Source organism: Natronospira proteinivora, from assembly GCF_024170465.1.
Classification (GTDB): Bacteria; Pseudomonadota; Gammaproteobacteria; order Natronospirales; family Natronospiraceae; genus Natronospira; species Natronospira proteinivora.
On the sequence record NZ_JALJYF010000002.1, the window covers coordinates 966,546 to 989,876 of the forward strand.

Below are 23,331 nucleotides of genomic sequence, written 5' to 3' on the forward strand. Positions count from 1 at the left end.
CTCACCACGATGAGATGGGCCTGGGCAGTCCCTCAGGGGCTGGCGGTCCTTTTGAGTGTGTTGCGAAAGCTGGGCTCCAGGGAGAGGTAGCCATTATGACGTACCATGAGGGCTTCCAGTCCCTCTCCGGTAAGTGGGCGAGCCAGCCAGTAGCCCTGCAGAAAATCACAACCCAGAGTCTGCAAGGTGCGGCATTCGGTCTCGGTCTCCACCCCCTCGGCCACGGTTTTGAGTTTGAAGCGCTTGGCCATGTGGATAATGATCTCCAGCAAATCCCGATTGCCCTGGTCCTCAGGGACGCCACTGACAAAAGCCCTGTCAATCTTGAGGATATCCAGGGGGTATTGCTTGAGATAAGCCAGGCAGGAGTAGCCCGAGCCAAAATCATCCATGGCCAGGGAGTAGCCGATTTGCTGAAGCTCCCGGAGCATTTCGCTGGTGCCCGCCGGGTCATGCATGGCCAGGGATTCCGTCACCTCCAGGCAGACCTTCCGCCTGTCCACGTGGTGGCGCCGGCAGGCGGCTTCCAGGGTGCCAGTCAGGCTGCTGTCCCACAGCTGGCGCCGGGACAGGTTGATACTCATGGACAGGGCAGGATCCGCTACTCGCCTTAGTTGCGCCAGGCTTTGATCAATGACCCAGGCGCCCACGTCCACGATCTGTCCGGATTGTTCCAGTAGGGGGATGAAGCGATTGGGCGGGATTAAACCCATCTCCGGATGCTCCCAGCGGATCAGGGCTTCACAGCCTTCAATCCGGCCATCCAGCGCGTTGACAATGGGTTGATAAAGCAGCTGGAATTGTTTCCGCTTGAGGGCCAGGCCCAGATCCGATTCCAGCTTCAGGCTTTGCTGGCTGGGCCCGCTCTGTAGCTCCGAGGCAAAGCAGACGCTGGGGTTCTCCCGCTTCTTGGCCCGGAACACCGCAGTATGGGCTCGTTGAATCAGAGTCTGGGGATCATCGCCGTCATCCGGAGCCAGGGCAATACCAGCATCCAGTCGCAATCGAATGGCCCGGCCGCCCACCTGCACCGCTTCCCGGGTGACTTGCAGAAGTCGCTCGGCCCAGCTGATTGCCATTTCCGTCTCACAGGGCGGCTGAACGATGGCGACGAATTGCCCAGCGCCCGGCCGGCCCAGGCTGATGTTGGGGCCGGCTTCATGGCGCAGGCGATGGGCCAGCTGCAGCAGGGCCGCATCCCCGGCGGCCACCCCGAAGCTTTCATTGATTCGCCGTAACTGGGCCACATCCAGGATGATGACCGCCAACTGACCGCCTTTGTGCTCCCGATGTGCCAAGCCCTGCTTCAGGATTTCCATGATCTGGACGCGGCTGGCCAGGCCGGTGAGGGGGTCGCGCCGGGACCATTGGTCCATGCGATTGGCCTGGAGCAGGGATTGACCGGTCCAGTAGGTAAACAGAAAGAGCATGGTGGCCGTGGCCACCACAAAGAAAATGCCCTTGAGCGTCTGCAGCTGGCTGACGGTTTCGGGCTCATCCGCCAGTCGGGCCACCCACTGATCCGAGAACCCGATCCAGGTGACCGCCAAGACCAGATAGGTCAATGAGATGCTGAGCGCATAGATGCCCGGCCGTCGCCGGGAGAGGTAATCATTCAGCTCCATGGTTTCTCCAGTCCTTGGTCACCTTGAAGAACTATAGCAGCTGCTGGGGCTGGGGTTATGAAACTGTGAACTGGTTCACATTTTAGGGCTTTAAAGCGGCGTAGACTGAAAACCAATTGGCGAGGGGAAGAAAAAAGGACGGGGGGTCCGGATAAAGAAGCGAGAATGATTAGCCCGGCTTTGCCGGGCTTTTTTTTGCTTCGATTTTCCGGAGGCGTGATGGGGAGCCGGATCCGCAGGCCGCCCCGAACGAGTCAGTTAGTGGGGTACCAGCGTATTGGGCCGTTAGCGCTTGGCGTGCTGGCGCATCTCCGGGAAACGCCCCCGCAGACCCGAGTTGCTGAGATAGCCGGGTACCACCGCGTCCATGCTGGTGGGATCAATGCCCAGTGTCTCAAGGTCATTGTCGCTGGCCACATTATCCACCTGCAGGGAGTTGTAGTTGTCCCGGGAGAAGGGTTTGCCCGGCACGAACTCCATGACATTGGCCTGCAGCCGCGCCAGCACATCCGGCAGGCCGATAATCAGGCGCCGCTTGCCCATGGCCTTGGCAATGTAGCTCACGATTTCCTTCAGGGTCATGATATCCGGCCCGGCCAGCTGGTAGCGCCGACCATGGCTGGATCGGTCATCCAGACAGCGCAGGAAAGCTTCCACCACATCCCCCACATAGATCGGCTGCATGCGGCTATTGGGGCAGGCCAGTGGGAAGACCGGCAGCAGTTTGAGCAGACCGGCGAAGCGGTTCACGAAGCTGTCATTGGGCCCGAAAATGGTGGATGGCTGGAAGATGGTGGACTTGAGGCGTTTGTTGCTGTGCACGTGGATCAGCCCTTCGGCTTCGCCCTTGCTGCGCAGATAGTGACTGGGCCCGCTGGCATCCGCCCCCAAGGCGCTCATGTGCAGCAGGCGGTTGACCCCCGCTGTTTCGCAAGCATCCAGCACCTTGCGGGTCAGTTCCACATGGGCATGGCGAAAGCCCTCGCCCTTGCGGCCTTTCTCGTTGAGGATGCCCACCAGATTGATCACCGCATCCATGCCGCGGAACTCCCGCTCCAGCACCGCCGGATCGTGGCAATTGGCTTCCACCAGTTCCACAGTGGGCAAGACCTTTAGACGCTTGTTGCCATGGGCATAGCGAGTGAGGATCTTGACGTAGACCCCTTCCTGGGCCAAGCGTGCGGCCAGGTGTTCGCCCACAAAGCCGGTGCCGCCCAGAAGGCAGATGCTGCGATAGTTCATGGAAATCTCCCGCTCAACAAGAGCGCCATTCTAACAGCTCAAGGTGATCTCTTCGTCCAGTTCCGGGGTTGTCGCCAGTAGGCAGGATTCCGGGTCTGTTTCACCCACCGGCGCCATGCGCATCGCCAAGCGGTCTCCGTTGCCGGCCACCGCATCCAGCTGGCGGTCAAAGCCCAGGCTATGGGTCATCACCCGGCGGATATAGCGGCGGGTTTCCCGGAAGGGAACGATCTCGGCCCAGACATCACCGTCCAGGGTGCCTTCTTCGGGCAGCCAGGCCTGAGCGCGATGGGGGCCGGCATTGTAAGCCGCGGTGGCTACCAGGGGATGGCCATCGAAACGGTCCAGCATCTGGCGCAGATAGCCGGTGCCCAGCTGGATGTTATGGGCGGGGTCAATGATGTCACGACTGCCGTTCAGCTCCAGTTCCAGGTCCCTGGCCACCTCCCGGGCGGTGCCCGGCATCAGTTGCATCAGGCCCAGGGCCCCCACATGGGATTCGGCCCCGATGGCAAACAGGGATTCGGCCCGCATGATGCTCCAGGCCCAACTGGCATCCAGCTCCAAACGCGCCACCGAGGGTTTCATGTAATCGGCAAAGGCCAGGGGGTAGTCCAGGCGGGGGTCGCCCCGGCAGCCGGAGCGGGCCGCCATACGCACTGCTTCGCCGGACCAGCCCCATTCATGGGCCAGCAACGCTGACTGGCAGCGGGTGTGGCGGGGGCTCTCATTGAGGACTTGCCGCCATTCCGTCCGGGCGGCGGTTTCCCAGCCTACATCCAGCAGAGCCCGGGCCAGCTGCAGGTCCTCGTCGCTTCGCAATTGTGCCAGTACCGTGGCATCCGCTTCGATGATCCGTGGCTCGGTTTCAATCGCCCGGCCCAGGCGCCGATTGGCGAGAATGCCGTAATAAGCATTGTCTGAAGCGAGCTGCGTGTAAAGCCGGCGGGCTTCATCCTCGCGGCCCAGTTGCTCCAGGGCCCGGGCCCGCCAGTACTGCCATTGCCGGCTGTTGTCATGGGGGTGGCTGTCGATGGCCTCCAGGGCTGCGGTCCAATCCCCAAGTCGCAAGGCATTGCGAATTCGCCAGGCGCGAATGAACTGATCATTGGCCGGTGTCTGTTCCAGCCAGGCCTCTGCCTGGGGCAGATGATCCCGGGCCGCTTCCAGGGCCAGGCGGCGCTGGACCAAGAAGCGTTGCTGGTCGGTGGTCTCAAGGTCTTCTGCCAGGGCCGCTTCAAAGCGCTCATGGGCCGCAACCGGGTCCTGCCGAGCCAGGCGCTTGGTGGCTGCCACGAAATCCGCTATTGCCGCTTCCCCGGCTCGGGCCGGGTCGATGTTGTCCAGTACGCTGCGCGGGTTCTGCCGAATGGCCCGCAGCCGGTCTACCTGGGCCACCGCGGCCTCGCCTACCTGGGGCGCAAGCTCGGTGGCCAGTGCCAGATTGTCCCGGTTCAAAGCCAGACGAAACCGTTCGGCCACCATGTAGTCGCTGATTTCACCGGCCTCGCGGGCGGCGGCGAAGAGCGGCTCACAATCCCGGGGCAGGGTTCGGCCCGTTAGCCACAGGCCGGCGGCGGCGCGCAGGGCCCCTTCGTCATCGCGCACCAGGCGCGATTGCAGATGCAGGCATTGCAGGGTCTGGTCCCGCTCGCCGCGATAATATCGGTCAAAATCCCGCCAGCGTTCCGCCTGCCCCAGGGCCACCAGCCAGTCCCGCCGGAATTCGGCGGCAAAGGGCCGATGCCGGTGCCGGGATATAAAGCGGATCACTTCCTCGGCATCCAGTTCACCCAGTCGCGGGCGCATCCACTGCATCTTCAGCCAGGGCATGGCCGGGTGATCATCCAGCACCAGGGGCGGATAGGGGAGGGGTTCACCGGCCAGCAGGGCCTGGGTAAAGTCACGGACCGGATCATCGCTGCCATGGTTGGCCATAACCGTGGCAGGAAGAAAAGCGAGCAGGGTCAGGGCCAGCAGCGCCTTGAACGGGAAAGGGCGAGGTGCGGTGCAGAACCGTTTTCCCTCATCAGGCCGATACCACATGCTAACGCTTCCCTGTCAAAACCCCGAAACTGCCGTTATTGTAGCGGAATCGAGCAATGGCAAACATAATCGAGCCAAAGGGGGTGGCATGACGATTCAAAGTATCAGCCCGGTGACCGGCCAGGTCATGGAGAGCGTGGAAACCATGAGTCATGCCCAAGCCGATGTGGCATTGGCGCGGGCCGATGAGATCGGCCCTGCATGGGCCAAGAAAACCATTGACCAGCGTACTGCCCTGTTGGCTCGCCTGGGCGACGGCTTACGGGCCGGCAAGGAAACCTTTGCCGCGCTTATTACCCGCGAGATGGGTAAATGCATTGGCGAGGCCCGGGCCGAGATCGAAAAATGCGCCTGGCTGTGTGACTACTATGCTGATACCGCCGCCGGTTTCCTGGCCGACGAAACCATCCCCACCGGGGCCCAGCGCAGTTACATTCATTATCAGCCCCTGGGCTGTGTGCTGGGGATCATGCCCTGGAACTTTCCCTTCTGGCAGGTCATCCGCTTTGCCAGCCCGGCGGTCACCGCAGGTAACACGGCCTTGCTCAAGCATGCCCCCAATGTCCCCAACTGTGCCCGGGCCCTGGAAAAGCTCTTCCTGGATGCCGGCTACCCCGTCGGGGTGTTCCAGAACCTGCCGGTGGATGTGGATGCGGTAAGCAAGTTGATCGAGGACGATCGGGTCCATGCGGTCACCCTCACTGGCAGCGAGCGGGCAGGGTCCGCCGTGGCCCGCCAGGCCGGGGCCGCGCTCAAGAAAACCGTCTTGGAACTGGGCGGATCGGATCCCTTCATCGTGCTGGACGATGCGGATCTGGATGCTGCGGTGAAAGCGGCGGTGAATGCCCGCTTCCAGGCCAATGGCCAGAGCTGTATTGCCGGAAAACGCTTTATTCTGGACCAAAGAGTTGCGGAACGTTTCACAGAGCGTTTCAAAGCCGCCGTGGAATCGCTGGAACTTGGCGATCCCATGGACCCGGCGACACGGCTGGGCCCCATGGCCCGCAAGGACCTGAGAGACGAGCTTCACGCCCAGGTTGAAGATGCCCTGGACAAGGGCGCCCGAAAGGTGACCGGCTGTGAACCCGTGGACGGGCCCGGCTGGTTCTATCGGCCCTCCATTCTGGCCGATATCCGCCCCGGCATGCGGGCCTGGGAAGAAGAGCTGTTCGGGCCGGTGGCCAGCCTGATCACCGTGGCCAATGATGACGAGGCTCTGGAAGTGGCCAATGCCAGCCCCTATGGTCTGGGCGGCAGTCTCTGGACACGGGACCTTCAACGGGGTGAGCGCCTGGCGCGCCAGCTGGAAAGTGGTGGGGCCTACATCAACACCATCACCAAGAGCGATCCCCGCACGCCCTTCGGTGGCATCAAGCGCTCCGGCTATGGCCGCGAACTCAGCTATCTGGGCCTGCGGGAATTCGTGAACATCAAAACCATCTGGCTTGCCTGAGTTTCACGGGTGTCGAGAACAGAAAAGCCACCGCCGGGCTCCGGCGGCGGCTTCTTGTTCCGCTGAGGGTTGAATTTATTCCGGTGCGTACTCGAAAGACCAGCTGCCCATTTCATCTCCGTCCTCGTCCAGCACCGACACGGTCCATTCGCCCGCCAAATCCGGCGTCAGGGTCTTGCTGGACCAGGTCCGCCAGCGAGGTGAGCCGATCTCCAGTTCCACATCGCTGACCAATTCGCCATCATGGCTCCAGCGGTGGGTGAGGGTGGTCTCGGCCATGTCCCGAATCTCGGTGAAAAAGATCACCCGTTCCACATCCTGTTCCAGAACATCCAGATCATCCATGGGCTCACGGTCTTCCAGGGCCGTGGTGAACTGGGCCCGGTGGACGCTGCCTTCCACCGTGTCATCGTTCTGTTCATTGGTCATCTCGTTCGGGGCCATCTCGCCCATGGCCATTCCCCCCATGGCCATGGGGGCCCAGAGAAAAGCGGCCAGTGTGAGTGTAATCAAACAATGCTTCATGATTTCCCCCTTCGCATTAAATGGTTCAACAGGCGCCTTTATTTTAGACCAAGTGATGAGAAATGCCCCTGCCACGGGTAGCATACGCGCATGACTGATTGGATGATGATGCTTCCCTTGCTGCTGTTGACCGGGGCGGTGGCCGGCCTGTTGGCCGGCATGCTCGGCCTGGGCGGCGGCCTGGCGGTGGTGCCCTCCCTGTTCTGGCTGCTGCGCTGGCAGGGCGTGGCTCCGGAGCTGGCCATGCAGGTGGCGGTGGCCACATCGCTTGCCACCATGGTGCTCACCTCGGCCACTGCGGCCCGGGCTCACTGGTTGCTGGGCACCACCCGGCGGGATCTGCTGCCCTGGTTGCTGCCCGGCGTGGCCGTGGGCTCGGTGCTCGCACCCTTCCTGGTGACCCGGATTCCGGTGTCATTCCTCACCGCCTTGTTTGCCGGTTTCATGTTTGCCGTGGCTGCGCGCATGGCGATGCCCCAGCGTTCACCCCAACAGGCGGGCCGGGCCCGGCCGCTGGAGTTGGGTTTTGGTGGTGTGGGCGTTGCCCTGCTCTCGGCCATGCTGGGCGTGGGAGGCGGTATTCTCACGGTGCCCTGGCTGCAGTGGCGGGGTCTGGCCATGGCCCAGGCCGTGGCGGTGTCGGTGACCGCTGTCATGGTGGTGGGCGTGATTGCCACCGCGGTCTATTTGCTCAAGGGGGCTGCCAGTGACCTGCCCGGCACCATTGGCCTGGTCCACTGGCCCTCGGTGATAGCCATTGCCGCAGTCAGCATGGTGGTCTCCCCGCTGGGCGGGCGCCTGGCCCGTCGCCTGCCCGACCAGCGTCTGCGGCGCATCTTCGCCCTGGTTTTGCTGGTGGTGGGGCTAACCATGTTGCTTTAGACTCAAGCGCAACCACCCACGCTTTCCACAGGGGGCAATTCATGGGCAAAACAGCCATTGGGCCACTTGCCCTGCTCACGCTGCTATTGGCTGCGCCGCTGCAGGCGGAGGATGATCGCCGAGACTTTTGGTCCATCCATGGTGGCTTTGCCTACGTTTGGGATGATCACGCCTTCAATGATTTTGACGCCAGCAATGTGGCCAGCTACCTGGGCGGTACCTGGGGCTTCGCGCCGGAGCCGTTTGCCGACTGGCTGGGTGTGGAAGCCGAGTTTGGTCTGACCCCCACCGACGGTAGCTGGCAGGGCCGAGATTGGTCTGCTGCCTCTGCTTCGACCTATTTCAGCGCTTACTGGGGCCGTGAAAGGCTCTATCTCAAGTTCCGGGGCGGGCTGGCAGCGAATTACGTGGATGTGGAAGGCGTCACCGACAGCGATGTCGGCATCGCCGCGGGCGTCGGTCTGGGCTTCAAGCTCTTCGACCAACCCCTGGAGCTGCATGTCACCTCCATCGACAGCAACATCAATACCGTCACCCTGCATTGGCGCTTCTAGTTACGGCCACGGTAGTTTGAAGGAGACAAGATCAAAAAAAGCCCCGCCCAAATGGACGGGGCTTTTTCATGCCAGAGGCATGATGGGTGAGTTCAGCGAATCAGCACGAACAGCGCGCCTTCACCCCGGCGAACATTGAGGACCAGGGTGTCGGCATCTTCCACCGCTTCCTGGAACTCGGCCAGATTGCGTACCGCCTGGCGGTTCACCGAGGTAATCACATCCCCTTCCCGCAGGTGTCGGGAAGCAGGACTGCGGCCGGAGACATCCTCTACCAGTACGCCTTCCACCCGGCCAAACAGCGGCGAGCGCTCATCCAGCTCGGTGAAGCTGGCGCCTTCCAGCTTGGGATGCAGATCCTCGGCGCTCACCGTGGTTTCTTCCGGGTCACCGATCACCGCTTCCACGGTCAGGGTTTCGCCTTCCCGCAAGAGCTCGATGGACACCGACTCGCCCACCCGCAGCAGGCCGATTCGGGTCACCAGTTCGCGAATGCTGGTGATGGGCCGGTCATTGACCCGGGTGATCACATCGCCTTCCTCAATGCCGGCTTCCTCGGCCGCGGAATTGGGCGCCACCTGGGTCACCAGGGCCCCATCGCGGCGATCAATATCCATGGCATCGGCGAATTCCGGGGTCAGGTTCTGCACCGAGACCCCCAGCCGACCCCGGCGGACCTGCCCGTCGTCCATGATCTGATCCATGATCCCCCGGGCCAGATTGGTGGGGATGGCAAAGCCGATGCCGATGTTGCCGCTGCGCCCGAGAATGGCGGTGTTGATGCCCACCAGGCGGCCATCCAGGGTCACCAGGGCGCCGCCGGAGTTACCCGGGTTGATGGCGGCATCGGTCTGGATGAAATCCTCAATACGCTGGCCGCTGCCCTGCAGGGCCCGGCCCAGGCCGGAGACGATGCCGGAGGTGACGGTGTGGTCCAGGCCGAAGGGGTTGCCGATGGCCACCACGAAATCCCCCACCCGAATCTCGTCGGAATCGGCCAGGGTGATTTGTTTGAGGTTCTCGGCATCAATACGGATCACCGCCACATCGGTTTGCTCATCCGAGCCCACCACTTCGGCTTCATAGCGACGGTTGTCCTGAAGCTGGACGCTGATCTCGTCGGCGTTCTTGATCACATGATGGTTGGTCAGAATGATGCCGTTTTCGGCATCCACGATCACCCCGGAGCCGAGACTCTGGGTCTCGCGCTGCTGGGGTTGATCCGGCATGTCGAAAAAGCGCCGGAAGAAGGGGTCGTTGGCGAAGGGGTGCTGGCGGACTTCCGCCGTGCCTCGGGTGGAGATGTTCACCACCGCCGGGCCCACTTCCTCGATCATGGGGGCCAGTGATGGTAGCTCGCGGCCTTCACCATCGCTCTGGGGCAAACTGGCTGCTGCCGGCTGTGCAATCAGCCCGCAGGACGCGACAAACAACACGGTGGCTGCAAGACGCAGGACGCTTCCGCTCATGGGCAAGCTCTCCCTCTCAATGTTTCAACATTGCAATGGTTATGGAAAATGGCCTCTTGGCCCGCGCGGCTCCGTGGTCGGACGCCTTCCGGGCACCATTCACTAGACCACCACCGACTGCCTGTGTTCCCCCGCAGCCGGTGAAGGGGCCGATTCTCGCTGCTTTTGCGTCTGGATTCCAGCTTTGCTTTGGCCCCGGGTTTTTTCCGGTCGCCGGGCACAAAAAAGCCCGGGCCGGAGCCCGGGCCTTGTCGGCGGAGAAGGGGGTCAGCTTTTCACCTGAATCCGGCGCGGCTGCACCTTCTCCTGTTTGGGGATTACCACTTCCAGCACCCCGTTGTTGCTCTTGGCCGAGATGGACTCGGCATCGGCGCTGTCCGGCAGCACAAAGCGCCGGAAGAATTGCCCGGAGACCCGCTCCACGCGGCGGAAGCCATTGCGCTCCTCGGTGTTCTCCGAGCGGCGCTGACCGCGAATGGTCAGGGTGCCGTTCTCCATGGTGATTTCGATGTCCTTGGGATCCACGCCGGGCACATCCGCGGTGAGGATGAAGCGATCCGTCTCCTCGCGGATATCCACCGCCGGCATCCAGTCGGACACCTCACCGGTTTCACCTTCGTAGGCGGGTACGCCATCGAAGATGGTGTTGAGTTCGTTCTGGAGCTGATTCATCAGCCCCCAGGGACGACGACGATAGGGCGTAATGTTCATGGCCATGACAATCACCTCCTCGTGGTGTTAATGGCATGTTGGGTCCGGTACTCACCGTTTCCAGTAGCAGAAATAGGGCCGCCCGTAGCCCTTTTCAAGATGCAGGGGATGGAATTTTGACGCCCCTGGTCATTCGACGCCTTTTTGACGAATCTGGCTGTCCACCGGGCACAAGATATAGGGGATGTGTTAGAATGGGCCCAAGTGAGGCAGGGATCGCCAAGTGGCTGATTGCTCCGGGTTTTCTTCAAGTGGCTTTTAGCGTTATTTTTGTAAGTCATTGTATTTAAAGTTTAAATGTCAGCCTCTCGCGATTTTGAAATTCCCCGGAATATTCCTTGACAGTCGCTCCACCCCTGCCTACGCTTGGTGAAGTTCACCACAACATGTTGTGGTTAGTCGTCCCCAGCTTATCCACAGGGTTATCCACTGATCCTCGGGGTTAAGCGTTCATTGCAGGGGGCGAGTGGCTTCCAGCGCTTCTCACCGGGGCCCTGGGAGTGGGTCAGGGAGGGGGCCCGGCCCGGTGCCATCGCTGCGGCGGTGATGCGGTCATCAAACACCGCCACCAGGGCCACCGTCAGGGTCGAACAACAGGGGCGTAAGAACAGTCTTATCCAATAGAAACCAATGAAGGTCCGGGCCGGGTGGCCAGGCGCGCGTCGCCGTTTCCCCATCCCGGCCAATGGCGCTTAAATTAAGAACCGAATACTCAAGGAGGTAGCATGAGCACCGCGCTTAAAGTCGACAAGGCCGCCGTCAAGGCGATCCCGGTCCAGGACGCGTCCGTGGATATCTGGGACAAGAAGTACCGTTTGAAGACCAAGGATGGCACCGTCCTGGACGAGACCGTCGACGATACCTACAAGCGCGTCGCCAAGGCCTTGGCGGAAGTGGAAGCACCCAAGGATCGCGAGCACTGGTATGAGCGTTTCCTCTGGGCCCTGCGCCAGGGGGCGATCCCGGCCGGGCGGATTATCTCCAACGCCGGGGCCCAGGCCCACAAGCCGGCTACCTCCACCATCAACTGCACGGTCTCCGGCACCATCCGGGATTCCATGAACGACATCCTGGGTAAGGTCCATGAGGCCGGGCTGACGCTCAAGGCCGGCTGCGGCATCGGCTATGACTTCTCCACCCTGCGGCCCAAGGGCGCCTACGTCTCCGGCGCCGGTGCCTACACCTCCGGTCCCCTGTCCTTCATGGATATCTACGACCGCATGTGTTTCACCGTCTCCTCCGCCGGTGGCCGCCGGGGCGCCCAGATGGGCACCTTCGATATCGGCCATCCGGACGTGATGGATTTCATCCGCGCCAAGCGCGAAGACGGTCGTCTGCGACAGTTCAACCTCTCGCTGTTGATCACCGAAGAATTCATGGAAGCGGTGAAAAACGACAGCGAATGGAAGCTGGCCTTCCCGGTCACCGAGAAGGAAGTGGAGCTGGACGAGATCGATGTCAACGACCCCGAGCAGGTGGTCTGGCGCGACTGGCCCCAGCGGGATGGCTATGTCCGCAATGAAGCCAATCTCGTCGCCTGCAAGATCTACAAGACCCTGCCGGCACGCCGCCTGTGGGACATGATCATGAACTCCACCTACGACTATGCCGAGCCGGGCTTTATCCTCATCGACAAGGTCAACGAGCAGAACAACAACTGGTTCGACGAAGAGATCCGCGCCACCAATCCTTGTGGCGAGCAGCCCCTGCCGCCCTATGGTTCCTGCCTGCTGGGCTCGGTGAACCTGACCAAGTTCGTGCTCGACCCCTTCACTGAAAAGGCCCGCTTCGACTGGGACAACTACAAGGAAGTGGTCAAGGTCTTCACCCGCATGCTGGACAATGTGGTGGAGATCAACGGCCTGCCCCTGGACAAGCAGGAAGCCGAAATCCGCCGCAAGCGTCGTCACGGCATGGGTTTTCTGGGCCTGGGCTCCACCGCCACCATGCTGCGCATGAAGTACGGCAGCAAGGATTCCGTCGCCTTCACCGACAAGGTGGCCAAGGAACTGGCCCTGGCCGGCTGGGAAGCGGCCCTGGACCTGTCCGAGGAAAAGGGCCCGGCGCCCATCATGGTGGAGGAATTCAGCGTCACCGAGGAAATGCTGCGCAAGCGTCCGGAAATGAAGCGCGACGGCTGGAAAGTTGGCCAGAAGATCCCCGGCCGCCTGCTGCACGCCAAGTACAGCCGCTACATGCAAAAGATCGCCGAGGAAAATCCGGAGCTGGTTGAGAAGCTGGCCGAGAAGGGCGCCCGCTTCAGTCACCACAGCTCCATCGCGCCCACCGGCACCATTTCCCTGTCCCTGGCCAACAATGCCTCCAACGGCATTGAGCCCAGCTTCGCCCATCACTACTTCCGCAATGTGATCCGCGAAGGGCGCAAGTCCAAGGAAAAGGTGGATGTGTTCAGTTTTGAGCTGCTGGCCTATCGCGAGCTGATCAATGCCAAGGCCATGCCCACCACCGAGAAAGACGACGAGCGGTTGCCGGAATACTTCATCACCGCCGAGGAAATCACCCCGGTGCAGCACGTGGACATGCAGGCCGCGGCCCAGAAGTGGGTGGACAGCTCCATCTCCAAGACCGCCAACGTGCCCACGGAATACGACTACGAAGACTTCAAGAACATCTATCTCTATGCCTATGAGAATGGTCTGAAGGGCTGCACCACCTTCCGCTTCAACCCGGAAGCCTTCCAGGGCGTGCTGGTGCGTGAGGACGATCTGAAAAACACCACCTACACCTTCACCCTGGAAGACGGCACCACCGTCGAAGCCGCCGGCGACGAAGAGATCGAATACGACGGTGAAATGCACACCGCCGCCAACCTCTACGACGCCATAAAAGAAGGCTACTACGGCCGCTTCTAAAGCGGCCCCACACAAAGATGCCCCCGTAGGAGCGGATTCATCCGCGACCCCGGGGAAAGGCCCACCCCCCACCGCAGGCGCGGATTTATTCGCGACCCAGGGGGAGAGCAAAGACCAAACAACCAGAATCAATCGAGGAAAGACCCATGGCCATCAAAATCGAAAAACCCATCGTCTCCTACGGCATCAAAAAGCCCGAAGACGAAGAAACCAAAGAACAACGCGAACAAGCCAAGAGCGACAAAGCGGAACTCACCGAATTCCGCCGCGAAGGCAACGTCGTCCACATGACCGAAACCCTCGAGCGCCCGGAAGAACTCATCGGCTCCACCTACAAGGTCAAGCCCCCGGTCGCCGACCACGCCATGTACATCACCATCAACGACATCATGCTCAACGAAGGCACGGACCAGGAAATCCGCCGCCCCTTCGAAATCTTCATCAACTCCAAAAACCTGGACCACTACCAGTGGATCGTGGCCCTGACCCGGGTCATCTCCGCGGTCTTCCGTAAAGGCGGCGACGTCACCTTCCTGGTAGAAGAGCTCCAGGCAGTCTTCGACCCCAGAGGCGGCTACTGGAAGCCCGGCGGCAAATTCATGCCCTCCCTCATCGCCGAAATCGGCGAGGTCATCGAAAAGCATCTGACCAAAATCGGGATGATCCAGTCCCCCGAACTGGACGAACACCAGAAAAAGCTCGTGGAACAAAAACGCGCCGAATACGAAGCCGCCCAAAAACAAAAAGACGCCTTCGCCAAAGACAAAGACGAAGACAACAACTCAGACAACGGCGGCTTCCCCGCCGGCGCCCAACTCTGCACCAAGTGCAATACCGCGGCGGTGGTGATGATGGATGGGTGTCTTACGTGTCTTTCCTGTGGCGACTCTAAGTGCGGCTAGCGCTTCGCCAGAACCACTATAACGGCGTTAAAAGGCCCATCGCGAATGCTCATACCTTCTTGGTAACTCCGCTTCGTGACGGGCCCCTTTTGCCTTGTTCTCGCGGCCCTGGCTGTGCGCTGATGGGGTGTAGCCCAGTGGGAGATACCTCGCAGATATGAAGCGACTAAGCAAGAAGGGGCGATACAGACATAACAACTATGTCGAGCGGAAATGGAGTCGCGTACTAAGGCGCCGGAAGAGAGCCTTGCCGAAATTAAATCTCACACCTGTTGTCGTCACCCCCAACGAACTTTGTCTATACTCTAAAAGTAGCTACGAGATCTTGGTTGTCTTCCTTCGTGATATTTCCGTAGTAGTTAGTGATCGACCTAGAAGGCTGATAATCGATTTTCGGAATACGCGTAGGGTTACAGCCGCGGCTCTTCTGCGTGTCAGAGCGGAGGTGACAAGACTGTCTATTGAGTATGGGCGTGATGTCAGGATCATAATGCTCAAGCCGAGAGATGCTGAGTTGCGGGATAGGCTTTCCCATGCGAACCTGTTTGTAACAGGCACAATTAATCAACAACCTAATGATAGGGCTGATTCGCCGGCGGATTTAATTCCCTGTTTCACGGGTATTCATTCAGACGAACATTTGGAGGAGCTTTTAGATCTAATAGCAGAGCGCCTCTACCTCGGGTCAATCAAGCAGGATGAAGAGCTTAAACTCTATCGTTCATTAACCGAGGCTATGCTGAATGTCTGGCAGCACGCTTATGGTCTGGAGGGCGTGATTCAGGGGGGCGGTAGAAGTTTAGGTCGAAGGTGGTGGCTTTTTGGTGAGCGTATAGATAATCAATTGTTTTTGGCTATCTATGACCGCGGTGTTGGTATCCCGGTGACCCTCCCTAAGAAGTATGGGTGGGAGTCGATCTACTCTGTGATGGATTCGTTAGGGCTAAAAGGGAATCATGATACAAACATGATAAGAGCGGCCATTGAGTTAGGGAGAACTTCGCGCAAAAGTGGTCGTGGAGGTAAAGGGCTTAGAGATGTTCATCGTTATGTGGAAGAAAACCCAGTTGGCGATTTGCGGATATATAGCAATCGCGGTGAATACCGCTACCGATCTTCGAGCGGAGTGTCAAGATCCATTGTGCATAAGCGAAGTCTAATTGGTACTCTGATCCAATGGAATATTGCTGTTCCTCAAGGCAGGAAGGTCGATGAAGTCAACTAAGATAATTATATCTAAGGAATTCAGTGTAATCCCGTTGGGTCGCTATCTTACGGATGGCCCAAATAGTGGGGAGCGTTTTCGAAAGGACTACCTTGTTCCGGCATTGAGGGATTATGAGTGCGTTGAGGTGGACTTGGATGGGACAAGGGGGTATGGATCGTCTTTTTTGGATGAGGCTTTTGGCGGTTTGGTTAGAGATGAGGGGATTGAGAAGGGTGAGTTGAAGAAAAAACTCCGAATAAAGACACAGTTTGAGAGTCTGATAAAAGAAATAATGGGTTATATTGAAGAAAGCGAGTATAAGCAAAATGAATAGTCGGGAGAGGGTGGTTTAATGCTCTTGGTTGTTGTAAATGCCCTGATTATTGCTATCGGCTGGTATGTGATTTACTCAAATGCTAAGCGATTAGCTACTCGATCCGAGAACCGCGGCATTATAGATGGAGCCCATTCTGTTCTAGATGAACTATCTCGGACATCAAAAACATTTTGGAAAGAAAAAATCACTAACCAGGGAGACTCGCAAATGAGAGCCGGGTTAGTTGAGCTTCAGAGTCTAATACAAGAATTCGAGCTAAAAACGAATTTGCTTGGCAAGCGGGGGCTTGAGGTTGATGTTGCTGTATCTATCAAAGAGCTTCGCAACTCGGTTACTGCAAATGCGGAATTGCTTGAGGTGACAAATATCGATCGCATTTCTGCGCGCTTGGCAAATATTGGCAACAAGGTTGGCGATATAAAGTGGAATTTAGAAGAGGCGTTTATGGGGACCTATAAGCCTAGTCGAACTGCATTACAGTTTTTAAACGATCGACGGAAGAAGGACGGTTAGCGTCGATATTAAGCAGGAAGGGGTGTTCATTGCCATAGATAGTGAATTTTGTGGAGTGCTGGGTATCGATCAATCAGGACAAAGACACCCACCTTCCTAACTAGCTCTCATTCGGTTCTAGTTGGGTAATTGCCGTCTCAGAACGGCCAGATCAGCTCGCAGGGCTGCTGATCGCCGTCCCCAATGTCGAATTCTCGTCTCAATGGTACGTTCTGGGCTTAACTCGCGCGGGGGCGAGCCCCCTTTGGTGGCAGGGTGTGAGGCTTTGAGGGTTGTAGGCGCTTGGTCGGCTAGCTGGGTTCCGGGAAGAGTGTTCTTGCGAAGCCCAGGCCCTTGAGGAATGACCTTCTGAACTGATTCGCAGCACGAAGACACCGACCTCCCTAACCTCGTGTCAGGATTTAGGTCCATGTTCTTCCTGTTTCATCGAACAAATTAAAGGGAGTTCGGCGAGCATGATAAATTTCGATGAGGAAGCTATGGTGAAGGTGAAGGCACTTTTGAGTCGGAAGATGCACTCAGAGGTGTTCGCTAAAAGGTTAAGGGATTTTATTGGGGTAAAGTGTATTCTTGTATCTTTAGCTTTTGTTATCACTATTGTTATAGTCGTATTTTTTCGCGATGATCCCAACGCATTTGCTTTAGCATATTTGCTGTTATTTTCATTTTCAATTATCGTCATTTCTTCGCACCATCTATGGAAAGTAGTAGTAAGCGCTTTTAGGCGAAGCAGTAAGCTGTCTAAAGAATGGGGCTCGGTAATTGCTGGTGATGTCGGAAAACTATTCATCCTCCAATACAAGTGCGTCCTCGAATGGGCTGAAGCGGAGTTGTTCGATGAGAACAAAAGGCTATTAGGGGAAACGCGTTTGATAGGTAAGTACATTGATAGGCTTCGCGGCGTCGTCCGTTTGCGCCGTAATCTTTTATTCGGCATTGCTTCATTTTCCCTTCTTCTAAGTACCGTTCTAGCTTCAGATTTTGGTGCTATTAATGCTGATGAAATGTCGTCTGTCGACGTTTTGAGGTGGATCCTAGCTTCCTCTCTTCTAATTGCGACCCTAGTCGCAAATTTTATGGCGATAGGTTTGTATCATGCGGAGGAGCGACTGGAGGCGGCTTCATTTCTTATCGATGAACTAGTCGATGAATTGAAGGCCTAGTAGAAGAACGAAGACACCCAGCGCGCCGGGATAAGCCGGCAAGAGATTGGAGGTGAATCACGGTAGCTTCTGGACACCCACCACCCTACAAATGGCCAGCATCAAAAGTAGGCTGGTTGTCTGCCAACGGCGGTGCTGTTTCGGCGGCTTGAAGCCCAAACCCTGTCTCTGAGCCGTTCCCGCCTTCTCCCGCGAAATTCTCTGCTACGCTTAAGTGTCTGGTAGGGAGGAAATTGTCCTTCTATCACATGGACTTGGAGAAGTGGTGATGGCGAATGGAAGCATCCTGGATAAGCTCCAGACGGGTGAGCGTGCGCGGCTGATACCCGTTGGGAGTGATCGGCAGAAGGAATCCCGGGCTATTTCGGCGTTGTTGGCAGTTTTCCGCCTGATTCCTGATTACGCTAATCTAATGCTCGACGAGGTCGGGGCGCCTACCAACAAGCGCGCCAAGCTGAGTGCCTGGACAGAGACTACCTTCAAGGTCCTCGGCAAGAAGCCGGCCCAGCTGCCTCGCCCTGACGGGCTCCTGGTGGTCCACAGCGGCAAGAAAGAGTGGTCGGCGCTGGTTGAGGCCAAGGTGAAGAACGAGGAGATTTCCGCCGATCAGATTGAGCGGTATCTCGATCTAGCCCGCGAAGTGGGCGCAGACGCGGTCATCACCATTTCCAACCAGTTTGCCCTCTTGCCGAATCATCACCCCGTCAGAGTGAATCGACAGAAGACCCGTTCGGTCTCCCTGTACCATTTCTCCTGGCTCGCCCTTCAAAGCAATGCCCAGGTCTTGTCAGATTCGGACACGCTCGAAGATGAAGAGCAGGCCTTGGTGCTTAAGGAGCTGATCCGTTTCCTCGAGCACGATAATTCGGGTGTTAAATCCTATGATCGGATGGGGCCAGCCTGGAAGGAGCTTTGCGCGACGGTTCAGCGCGGCGCCCCTTTACGGAAAAATGACGAAGCGCTACAGGAGGCCGTGGCGGATTGGCACCAGCTTTGCCGCTACCTCGCGCTGAAGCTCAGCAGCCGCCTGGCCAAGCCGGTATCTGTTCATGTACGCCGCAAGCACGCCAAGGATCCCCTCAAACGGCTTGAGCATGATATTGAGCGCTTGGTGAAGGACCAGATCCTGGCTGACCAGTTCGAGATCCCGAATGCGGCCAGCAATGTTCACCTATCGGCAGATGTCATGCGCCGCACCATCAACCTCTCCATGCCTCTGGACCCACCCAAGGATAAGAAGCGCCCGACGGCCGCCGTGAATTGGCTAACCCGCCAGCTCGATCCAGAAACGGCGAAAGGCGTATTGATCCGATGCACTTGGCCACGCCGCACCCCCGACACAGTTCAACCACTCGAGGCCGCCCTCGAAGACCCGAAAGTATTGATCCCGGAGGGTATGTCCGATCTCCCGACTGGCCTAGAAGTGATGCGAGTGGTCGACCTTGCGGGCCGATTCCGTGGAGCCCGCACCCTCGTTGAGGACATCGAAAAAGCCTTCCCCTCCTTCTACCGCGACATAGGACAACACCTCCGCGCGTGGACACCGCCGCCGCCGAAATACCGAAAAAAGTCGAAGCCGGTATCCGATCAAGAGGAGCGTTTGGCAGAGCGCGAAGCTGCTTTGGCGGAACGCAAGGAAGAGCCAAGCGAAGCTGATGTCAGCTCCGCGACCGATTTTGTTACAAGCCCCGATCAGGTAGATGACCGAGGAAACTGGAACCCGTAGGATTATTTCTGCACGCCTTAATTCTTCTCACGTGATAGGCGATCGAGTGGTGATGGCCGTTCTGGTCGTATGCAGTAAACAGGCTTTCGCCTGTCCGCTCCGTAGGTGAGCGTTCGGTCACGATGGCCTCGGGTTGATCAACTGGGATCTAGCTCGTTTAGATGAGCAGAATCAAATCTGGAAAAATCAATCGTGGCCGGTAAGCCGCAGAATAAAGCCTATGCTGAACATCATATCCGGGCGGTGCGTTACCGTTGGCTCACCAGATATGTGTTTCAAAAGCCCTAGCAGATGCATAATCTGGTCACCTGCTGGCCCTGGCCTTACAATAACCAACGATCCCATATGGATCTGGTGGAATAATTCCGAATATGAAGGCCGCTATGGCGGCTTAACCTCTACGTCTGGCGATAGGTGAAATTGGGAGATACTGTCGTGGGTGTTTTCATCCATGAATTGGACCCGGACTGGGAGCTCATCAAATGAGCACGGCATTCGATTTTTTAGCTAATTTGGGACTTAGCGGGTTAATTATTGCCGCAATCATTTTTCTGCCTCTAATGTATCCATTATTTAAGTTAATCAATCGCTGTCCCTCTTTTCGCCTACCGATCGCTGTAGTTGCTGGAGTTTTAGCTGCGGTTTTGATGCTGCTATTCGCCCCTGGGGATTCTGTGGTCATATCTTCTATAGTTGCTGGGATTGGTATAACCATACTGCTACTCATGGATTCGAATAGCCCAAATCCACCGAATGACTAAACGCAAAATCAGAAGCTCCCTGATATCACTCCACAAATTAGCCGAAGAATGAGCGCGCCCACCTCCTAAGCATTAATCGGCCAGGTCAGCAGAAAAAGGCCAACTTAATCCGCAGTTAAGCGTCTCGAAATCCGCAGGATCCTGGCAGGAATTTCATACTCCATCCGCCAGATGAAGTTGATCGGCCGGCTGCCTCCATGGGATTGGTATTCCACCGGCCCCAGGAATGCATAGGGCAGGGTGTAATCACCTTTCTTTGCTACTTCCCGGGCAAACATCAGCGGTGTGTAGCCTTTCTCAGCGTGATGGATGTAGCGTTTCCCGGTGGGGGAAGTGTCCGAGGTGGTGCTTTGGGATTGCCAGTGGAAATGCCAGGCGTCCAGGGCGTAGTCCTCGTACATGGTGGTTGGGCTGTAGTGTTTCTCGGATTTTTGTAGGGTCGTGAGGAACAGGTCTAGTTTCTGATCTGGTATGTGTTTGACCCCCTCCTGCATCATGACTTTCTTCCCCCAGCCTTGAACGCCTGTTAGCGCGAGGATTTCGTCTCGGGTGTAGTGGGCGTGGAGGATCAGGGGGAGCTTGGCGGTTTCTTCTGGCCGTGTTTGTCGGCCTGCGCCCGGTTGTTGGCGGGGCCAGGCGACGAGGTCGCGGGCTTCGCGGTGGAGTTCGGGGTTGGCCTGGAGTAGTTGCCAGGCATCTTGTCCCGATTCGATGTTGCTGTCCTTGCCCAGGAGCGCGACGCAGAGCGCTAGGACTAGTGGGTCGTCGCCCTGGCCGGTTTCCAGCCATTGGGCCCAGCGGTCCAGGCGCAGGGCGTCGTCGGCGTGGGTGAGGCGTCGGAGCCAGCGGCTCAGGCGCTGCTCGTCTGGACAGGAGAAATCCTCCCGCAGGCCGGCGCGGGCCAGTAGCCGTGACCAGCTCGCGCGACGATAGATATCGTCAGGATTCAGTCGATGGTGCTGGAGGAAGGCGCCAAAGCTGAGGGGGCGGCCGGTCTCAGCTTCGAAATCGGCAATGTCTCGCACCAGTTGCGGTTGTCCGGCCAGGACCGAGCGGCGGATGTTGTGCAGTACGCGCTCACGGGCCTTGCGTTCCAGTTCAATCGCGCAGCCAGCGGGGAGGTGGGGGAAGTCTCGCTCCACTTCTTCCTTGAGGTTGGCATCCGGGTCCGTGGAGAGCGCGCGAAGGCGATGGTCGAAGCGGAATTTCTCGTGCATCTGCCCGACGAAATCCAGCACCGTCAGATAATCCTTGTCGTAGGTCAGTCGCAGGCCGCGGCCGAGTTGCTGCAGGAAGACGGTGAGGCTTTCCGTGGGGCGCAGGAAGAGCACGGTGTCCACATCGGGAATATCCACCCCTTCGTTATAGAGGTCGACGACGAAGATGAAATTGATGTCCCGGCGGCGTAGGCGGTCTCGCACCTGATCCCGTTCGGCGCGGGAGGTTTCACCGCTGAGGTGGGCGCTGGGGATGCCAGATTGATTGAAGAAATCAGCCATGAAGCGGGCATGCTCGACGCTGACACAGAAGGCCAGGCCCCGCGCTTGGTGCACATCGGGTAGGCGTCGATGACATTGCTCGACCACCAGGCTGGCTCGCACTCGGTCGCCGGTGATCAGCTTGTCAATCTCGGCGACGCGGTAGCCGCCTCGCTCCCAGTGCACATGGCGGTAATCGATGTTATCTGCCAGCCCATAGTAGTGAAACGGCACCACCAGGCGGCGATTGATGGCATCGGGCAGGCGCATCTCGGAGACGATGCGGTCGCCGAAATAGGCCAGAATGTCCTCGCCATCGGCGCGTTCCGGTGTCGCGGTCAGGCCTAGCAGGATATTGGGTTCCAGACGGTCGAGCACACCTTGGTAGGATTCAGCAGCGGACCGGTGGGTCTCGTCGATGACGACATATTCATAGGGCTCGCGGGCCGCTTCGGCGAGCCAGTCCCGGCGGTGGAGGGCCTGGATGGTGGCGAATAAGTGGTTGGTCTGGCTCGGCTTAGCGCTTGCATCCAGCAGGTCACCAAAATTCTGATCTCGTAGCACCGCCCTAAAGCTGTTCAGGCTTTGTTGCAGGATCTCGCGCCGGTGCGCGACAAACAGCAGGCGAGGGTAACGCCCGCCATATTCCCGAACCTGCCGCCGGTAATCGAAGGCGGCCAGCATGGTCTTGCCAGTCCCCGTGGCAGCCACCACCAGTTGGCGGTGGGGCGCCTCTCTGTCTTCGCGGTCCGCGGCCAGGGCTTCCAGGATCTCCTGCTGGAACTGGAAGGGCCGCAAGTCAAAGGCCGGCACAATTGCCTGTTGTTCCCTCGGTCGGCGTTGATCGGCAAGGGCCTCCCGCAGCTTATCGGCGTCAAAGGCCTCGAACTCCGGATCTTCCCAGTAGCTTTGAAAAGTGCCGAGGACCTTTTCCCAGATGGCCGGGTCGGCATACTGGGTTGCCTTTAGTGTCCATTCCAGGCCTTCCGTCAGCGCTGGCCGGGAGAGATTGGCTGATCCGACATAGGCACTACTGAATCCCGTCTGGCGTTCAAATAGATAAGCCTTGGCGTGTAGGCGAGTCCGGTGGCTGTCATAGGAGACCCGCACCTGGGCATTCGGCAAACGTGCCAGGGCTTCCACGGCGGCCAAGTCGGTTGCCCCCATATAACTGGTGGTCAAAGCCCGGAGTTCCGTTCCCTCGCGTTGAGCAAACCGCTCCAGCGCGTCCTGCAACAGACCTACCCCGCTCCACTTGATAAAGGAGCAGAGAATATCCACCCGATCCGCCGTGGCCAGCTCCCGCTTGAGTTGAGACAGCAGGCTGGGGTCTGATCGGGTACCGGTCAGCAGGCTCGACATCGAAGCGGGGGTGTCCGGCCGTGGCGGGGGCTCGGGACCATCATAAACGGCCAGCAACCGTTCCATCGCTGGTCCCAGTTGCTTTCCGGTCGTCCCCAGCTTGGCGTCAAACTCCCCCAGCACCTCGACAAGGCGATTGAACAGCGCCGCCTGATGCTTCAAGCGACCATCTGCCGGCTGTCGACGAAGGACCGCCGCCACCAGGATCCGAAGGTGATCGGCCAGCACTGAATGACTGTCTGCAGGGTCCAGGCGCTCAGAGGCAAGCTCCGAACTTAGCGTCTCCAGCGACTCCGCCAGGTCCTGGTCGATGATCCGTTCGTAAAGTCCCTTACGCATGAATGGAACATACCAGGGAATTCCAATCGCACCTAGACGGCCCAAGAAACAGCGCAAAAACAGATGGTTAGAGGGCGGTTGTGTTCCTCTGGGTCCTGGCGAATCGAGGTGGTCGCTGATCAGACAAGTGCGGGGGGCTTGAAAATGCCGGAATTCCCGCTAT

At 58.6% G+C, this 23,331-nt stretch carries 18 protein-coding genes; 11 read left to right on the forward strand and 7 right to left on the reverse strand.

From position 1 onward, the window contains the following. Positions 1-32 precede the first annotated feature (32 nt). From J2T60_RS11420 to J2T60_RS11430, 3 genes are all read right to left on the reverse strand, one after another. Positions 33-1,625: a putative bifunctional diguanylate cyclase/phosphodiesterase gene (locus tag J2T60_RS11420; RefSeq protein WP_253450183.1), complete on the reverse strand. Its 1,593-nt coding sequence runs from the start codon at positions 1,623-1,625 to the stop codon at positions 33-35. Between the two features lie 285 nt (positions 1,626-1,910). Beyond that, on the reverse strand, positions 1,911-2,867 hold the full coding sequence (locus tag J2T60_RS11425) for a complex I NDUFA9 subunit family protein (protein WP_253450186.1): 957 nt from the start codon (positions 2,865-2,867) through the stop codon (positions 1,911-1,913). Between the two features lie 30 nt (positions 2,868-2,897). Then, positions 2,898-4,913, reverse strand: a complete 2,016-nt coding sequence (locus J2T60_RS11430) for a lytic transglycosylase domain-containing protein (RefSeq protein ID WP_253450189.1) — start codon at positions 4,911-4,913, stop codon at positions 2,898-2,900. A gap of 88 nt (positions 4,914-5,001) precedes the next feature. On the opposite strand from J2T60_RS11430, the gene J2T60_RS11435 reads away from it, so the two are divergent. Continuing rightward, on the forward strand, positions 5,002-6,366 hold the full coding sequence (locus tag J2T60_RS11435) for an NAD-dependent succinate-semialdehyde dehydrogenase (RefSeq protein WP_253450192.1): 1,365 nt from the start codon (positions 5,002-5,004) through the stop codon (positions 6,364-6,366). Between the two features lie 75 nt (positions 6,367-6,441). On the opposite strand, the gene J2T60_RS11440 is transcribed toward J2T60_RS11435, so the two are convergent. Beyond that, positions 6,442-6,891 (reverse strand): DUF2914 domain-containing protein, encoded by a 450-nt coding sequence (locus tag J2T60_RS11440; RefSeq protein WP_253450195.1) that lies wholly within the window; start codon positions 6,889-6,891, stop codon positions 6,442-6,444. Between the two features lie 90 nt (positions 6,892-6,981). Here J2T60_RS11440 and J2T60_RS11445 point away from each other — a divergent pair, with 90 nt between their 5' ends. Continuing rightward, a complete protein-coding gene (locus J2T60_RS11445; protein WP_253450199.1) occupies positions 6,982-7,773 on the forward strand; it encodes a sulfite exporter TauE/SafE family protein in 792 nt (263 codons plus the stop codon). 41 nt (positions 7,774-7,814) lie between these two features. Then, positions 7,815-8,327, forward strand: coding sequence for an outer membrane beta-barrel protein (locus J2T60_RS11450; protein ID WP_253450202.1), 513 nt, complete (start codon positions 7,815-7,817; stop codon positions 8,325-8,327). 92 nt (positions 8,328-8,419) lie between these two features. Here J2T60_RS11450 and J2T60_RS11455 read toward each other — a convergent pair whose 3' ends face one another. After that, positions 8,420-9,796, reverse strand: a complete 1,377-nt coding sequence (locus J2T60_RS11455; RefSeq protein ID WP_253450205.1) for a DegQ family serine endoprotease — start codon at positions 9,794-9,796, stop codon at positions 8,420-8,422. Between the two features lie 267 nt (positions 9,797-10,063). Continuing rightward, positions 10,064-10,501, reverse strand: coding sequence for an Hsp20/alpha crystallin family protein (locus tag J2T60_RS11460; protein ID WP_374728488.1), 438 nt, complete (start codon positions 10,499-10,501; stop codon positions 10,064-10,066). A gap of 731 nt (positions 10,502-11,232) precedes the next feature. Here J2T60_RS11460 and J2T60_RS11465 point away from each other — a divergent pair. From J2T60_RS11465 to J2T60_RS11500, 8 genes are all read left to right on the forward strand, one after another. Then, on the forward strand, positions 11,233-13,380 hold the full coding sequence (locus J2T60_RS11465; RefSeq protein ID WP_253450208.1) for an adenosylcobalamin-dependent ribonucleoside-diphosphate reductase: 2,148 nt from the start codon (positions 11,233-11,235) through the stop codon (positions 13,378-13,380). Between the two features lie 146 nt (positions 13,381-13,526). Continuing rightward, positions 13,527-14,282: a TSCPD domain-containing protein gene (locus J2T60_RS11470; protein WP_253450211.1), complete on the forward strand. Its 756-nt coding sequence runs from the start codon at positions 13,527-13,529 to the stop codon at positions 14,280-14,282. A 490-nt stretch (positions 14,283-14,772) separates the two neighbouring features. After that, positions 14,773-15,507, forward strand: coding sequence for a hypothetical protein (locus tag J2T60_RS11475; protein WP_253450214.1), 735 nt, complete (start codon positions 14,773-14,775; stop codon positions 15,505-15,507). Then, complete coding sequence (locus J2T60_RS11480; protein WP_253450217.1) at positions 15,494-15,823, forward strand: STAS-like domain-containing protein; 330 nt, start codon at positions 15,494-15,496, stop codon at positions 15,821-15,823. Before J2T60_RS11475 ends, J2T60_RS11480 begins: the two co-directional genes overlap by 14 nt. Positions 15,824-15,841: 18 nt before the next feature. Continuing rightward, a complete protein-coding gene (locus tag J2T60_RS11485) occupies positions 15,842-16,339 on the forward strand; it encodes a hypothetical protein (RefSeq protein ID WP_253450220.1) in 498 nt (165 codons plus the stop codon). 455 nt (positions 16,340-16,794) lie between these two features. Further along, positions 16,795-17,502: a hypothetical protein gene (locus J2T60_RS11490; RefSeq protein WP_253450223.1), complete on the forward strand. Its 708-nt coding sequence runs from the start codon at positions 16,795-16,797 to the stop codon at positions 17,500-17,502. A 268-nt stretch (positions 17,503-17,770) separates the two neighbouring features. After that, positions 17,771-19,228, forward strand: coding sequence for a hypothetical protein (locus J2T60_RS11495; protein WP_253450226.1), 1,458 nt, complete (start codon positions 17,771-17,773; stop codon positions 19,226-19,228). Between the two features lie 482 nt (positions 19,229-19,710). After that, entirely contained in the window at positions 19,711-19,989 is a 279-nt protein-coding gene (locus J2T60_RS11500) for a hypothetical protein (protein ID WP_253450229.1), read from the forward strand. A 104-nt stretch (positions 19,990-20,093) separates the two neighbouring features. On the opposite strand, the gene J2T60_RS11505 is transcribed toward J2T60_RS11500, so the two are convergent. Further along, entirely contained in the window at positions 20,094-23,168 is a 3,075-nt protein-coding gene (locus J2T60_RS11505) for a DEAD/DEAH box helicase (protein WP_253450232.1), read from the reverse strand. Between the last annotated feature and the right edge of the window lie 163 nt (positions 23,169-23,331).

What these genes read in the sequence shown, in the direction of transcription:
- J2T60_RS11420 (WP_253450183.1), bottom strand. Translation starts at nt 1,625, where the DNA reads ATGGAGCTGAATGATTACCTCTCCCGGCGACGGCCGGGCATCTATGCG.
- J2T60_RS11425 (WP_253450186.1), bottom strand. Translation starts at nt 2,867, where the DNA reads ATGAACTATCGCAGCATCTGCCTTCTGGGCGGCACCGGCTTTGTGGGC.
- J2T60_RS11430 (WP_253450189.1), bottom strand. Translation starts at nt 4,913, where the DNA reads ATGTGGTATCGGCCTGATGAGGGAAAACGGTTCTGCACCGCACCTCGC.
- J2T60_RS11435 (WP_253450192.1), top strand. Translation starts at nt 5,002, where the DNA reads ATGACGATTCAAAGTATCAGCCCGGTGACCGGCCAGGTCATGGAGAGC.
- J2T60_RS11440 (WP_253450195.1), bottom strand. Translation starts at nt 6,891, where the DNA reads ATGAAGCATTGTTTGATTACACTCACACTGGCCGCTTTTCTCTGGGCC.
- J2T60_RS11445 (WP_253450199.1), top strand. Translation starts at nt 6,982, where the DNA reads ATGACTGATTGGATGATGATGCTTCCCTTGCTGCTGTTGACCGGGGCG.
- J2T60_RS11450 (WP_253450202.1), top strand. Translation starts at nt 7,815, where the DNA reads ATGGGCAAAACAGCCATTGGGCCACTTGCCCTGCTCACGCTGCTATTG.
- J2T60_RS11455 (WP_253450205.1), bottom strand. Translation starts at nt 9,796, where the DNA reads ATGAGCGGAAGCGTCCTGCGTCTTGCAGCCACCGTGTTGTTTGTCGCG.
- J2T60_RS11465 (WP_253450208.1), top strand. Translation starts at nt 11,233, where the DNA reads ATGAGCACCGCGCTTAAAGTCGACAAGGCCGCCGTCAAGGCGATCCCG.
- J2T60_RS11470 (WP_253450211.1), top strand. Translation starts at nt 13,527, where the DNA reads ATGGCCATCAAAATCGAAAAACCCATCGTCTCCTACGGCATCAAAAAG.
- J2T60_RS11475 (WP_253450214.1), top strand. Translation starts at nt 14,773, where the DNA reads ATGCTCAAGCCGAGAGATGCTGAGTTGCGGGATAGGCTTTCCCATGCG.
- J2T60_RS11480 (WP_253450217.1), top strand. Translation starts at nt 15,494, where the DNA reads ATGAAGTCAACTAAGATAATTATATCTAAGGAATTCAGTGTAATCCCG.
- J2T60_RS11485 (WP_253450220.1), top strand. Translation starts at nt 15,842, where the DNA reads ATGCTCTTGGTTGTTGTAAATGCCCTGATTATTGCTATCGGCTGGTAT.
- J2T60_RS11490 (WP_253450223.1), top strand. Translation starts at nt 16,795, where the DNA reads ATGATAAATTTCGATGAGGAAGCTATGGTGAAGGTGAAGGCACTTTTG.
- J2T60_RS11495 (WP_253450226.1), top strand. Translation starts at nt 17,771, where the DNA reads ATGGCGAATGGAAGCATCCTGGATAAGCTCCAGACGGGTGAGCGTGCG.
- J2T60_RS11500 (WP_253450229.1), top strand. Translation starts at nt 19,711, where the DNA reads ATGAGCACGGCATTCGATTTTTTAGCTAATTTGGGACTTAGCGGGTTA.
- J2T60_RS11505 (WP_253450232.1), bottom strand. Translation starts at nt 23,168, where the DNA reads ATGCGTAAGGGACTTTACGAACGGATCATCGACCAGGACCTGGCGGAG.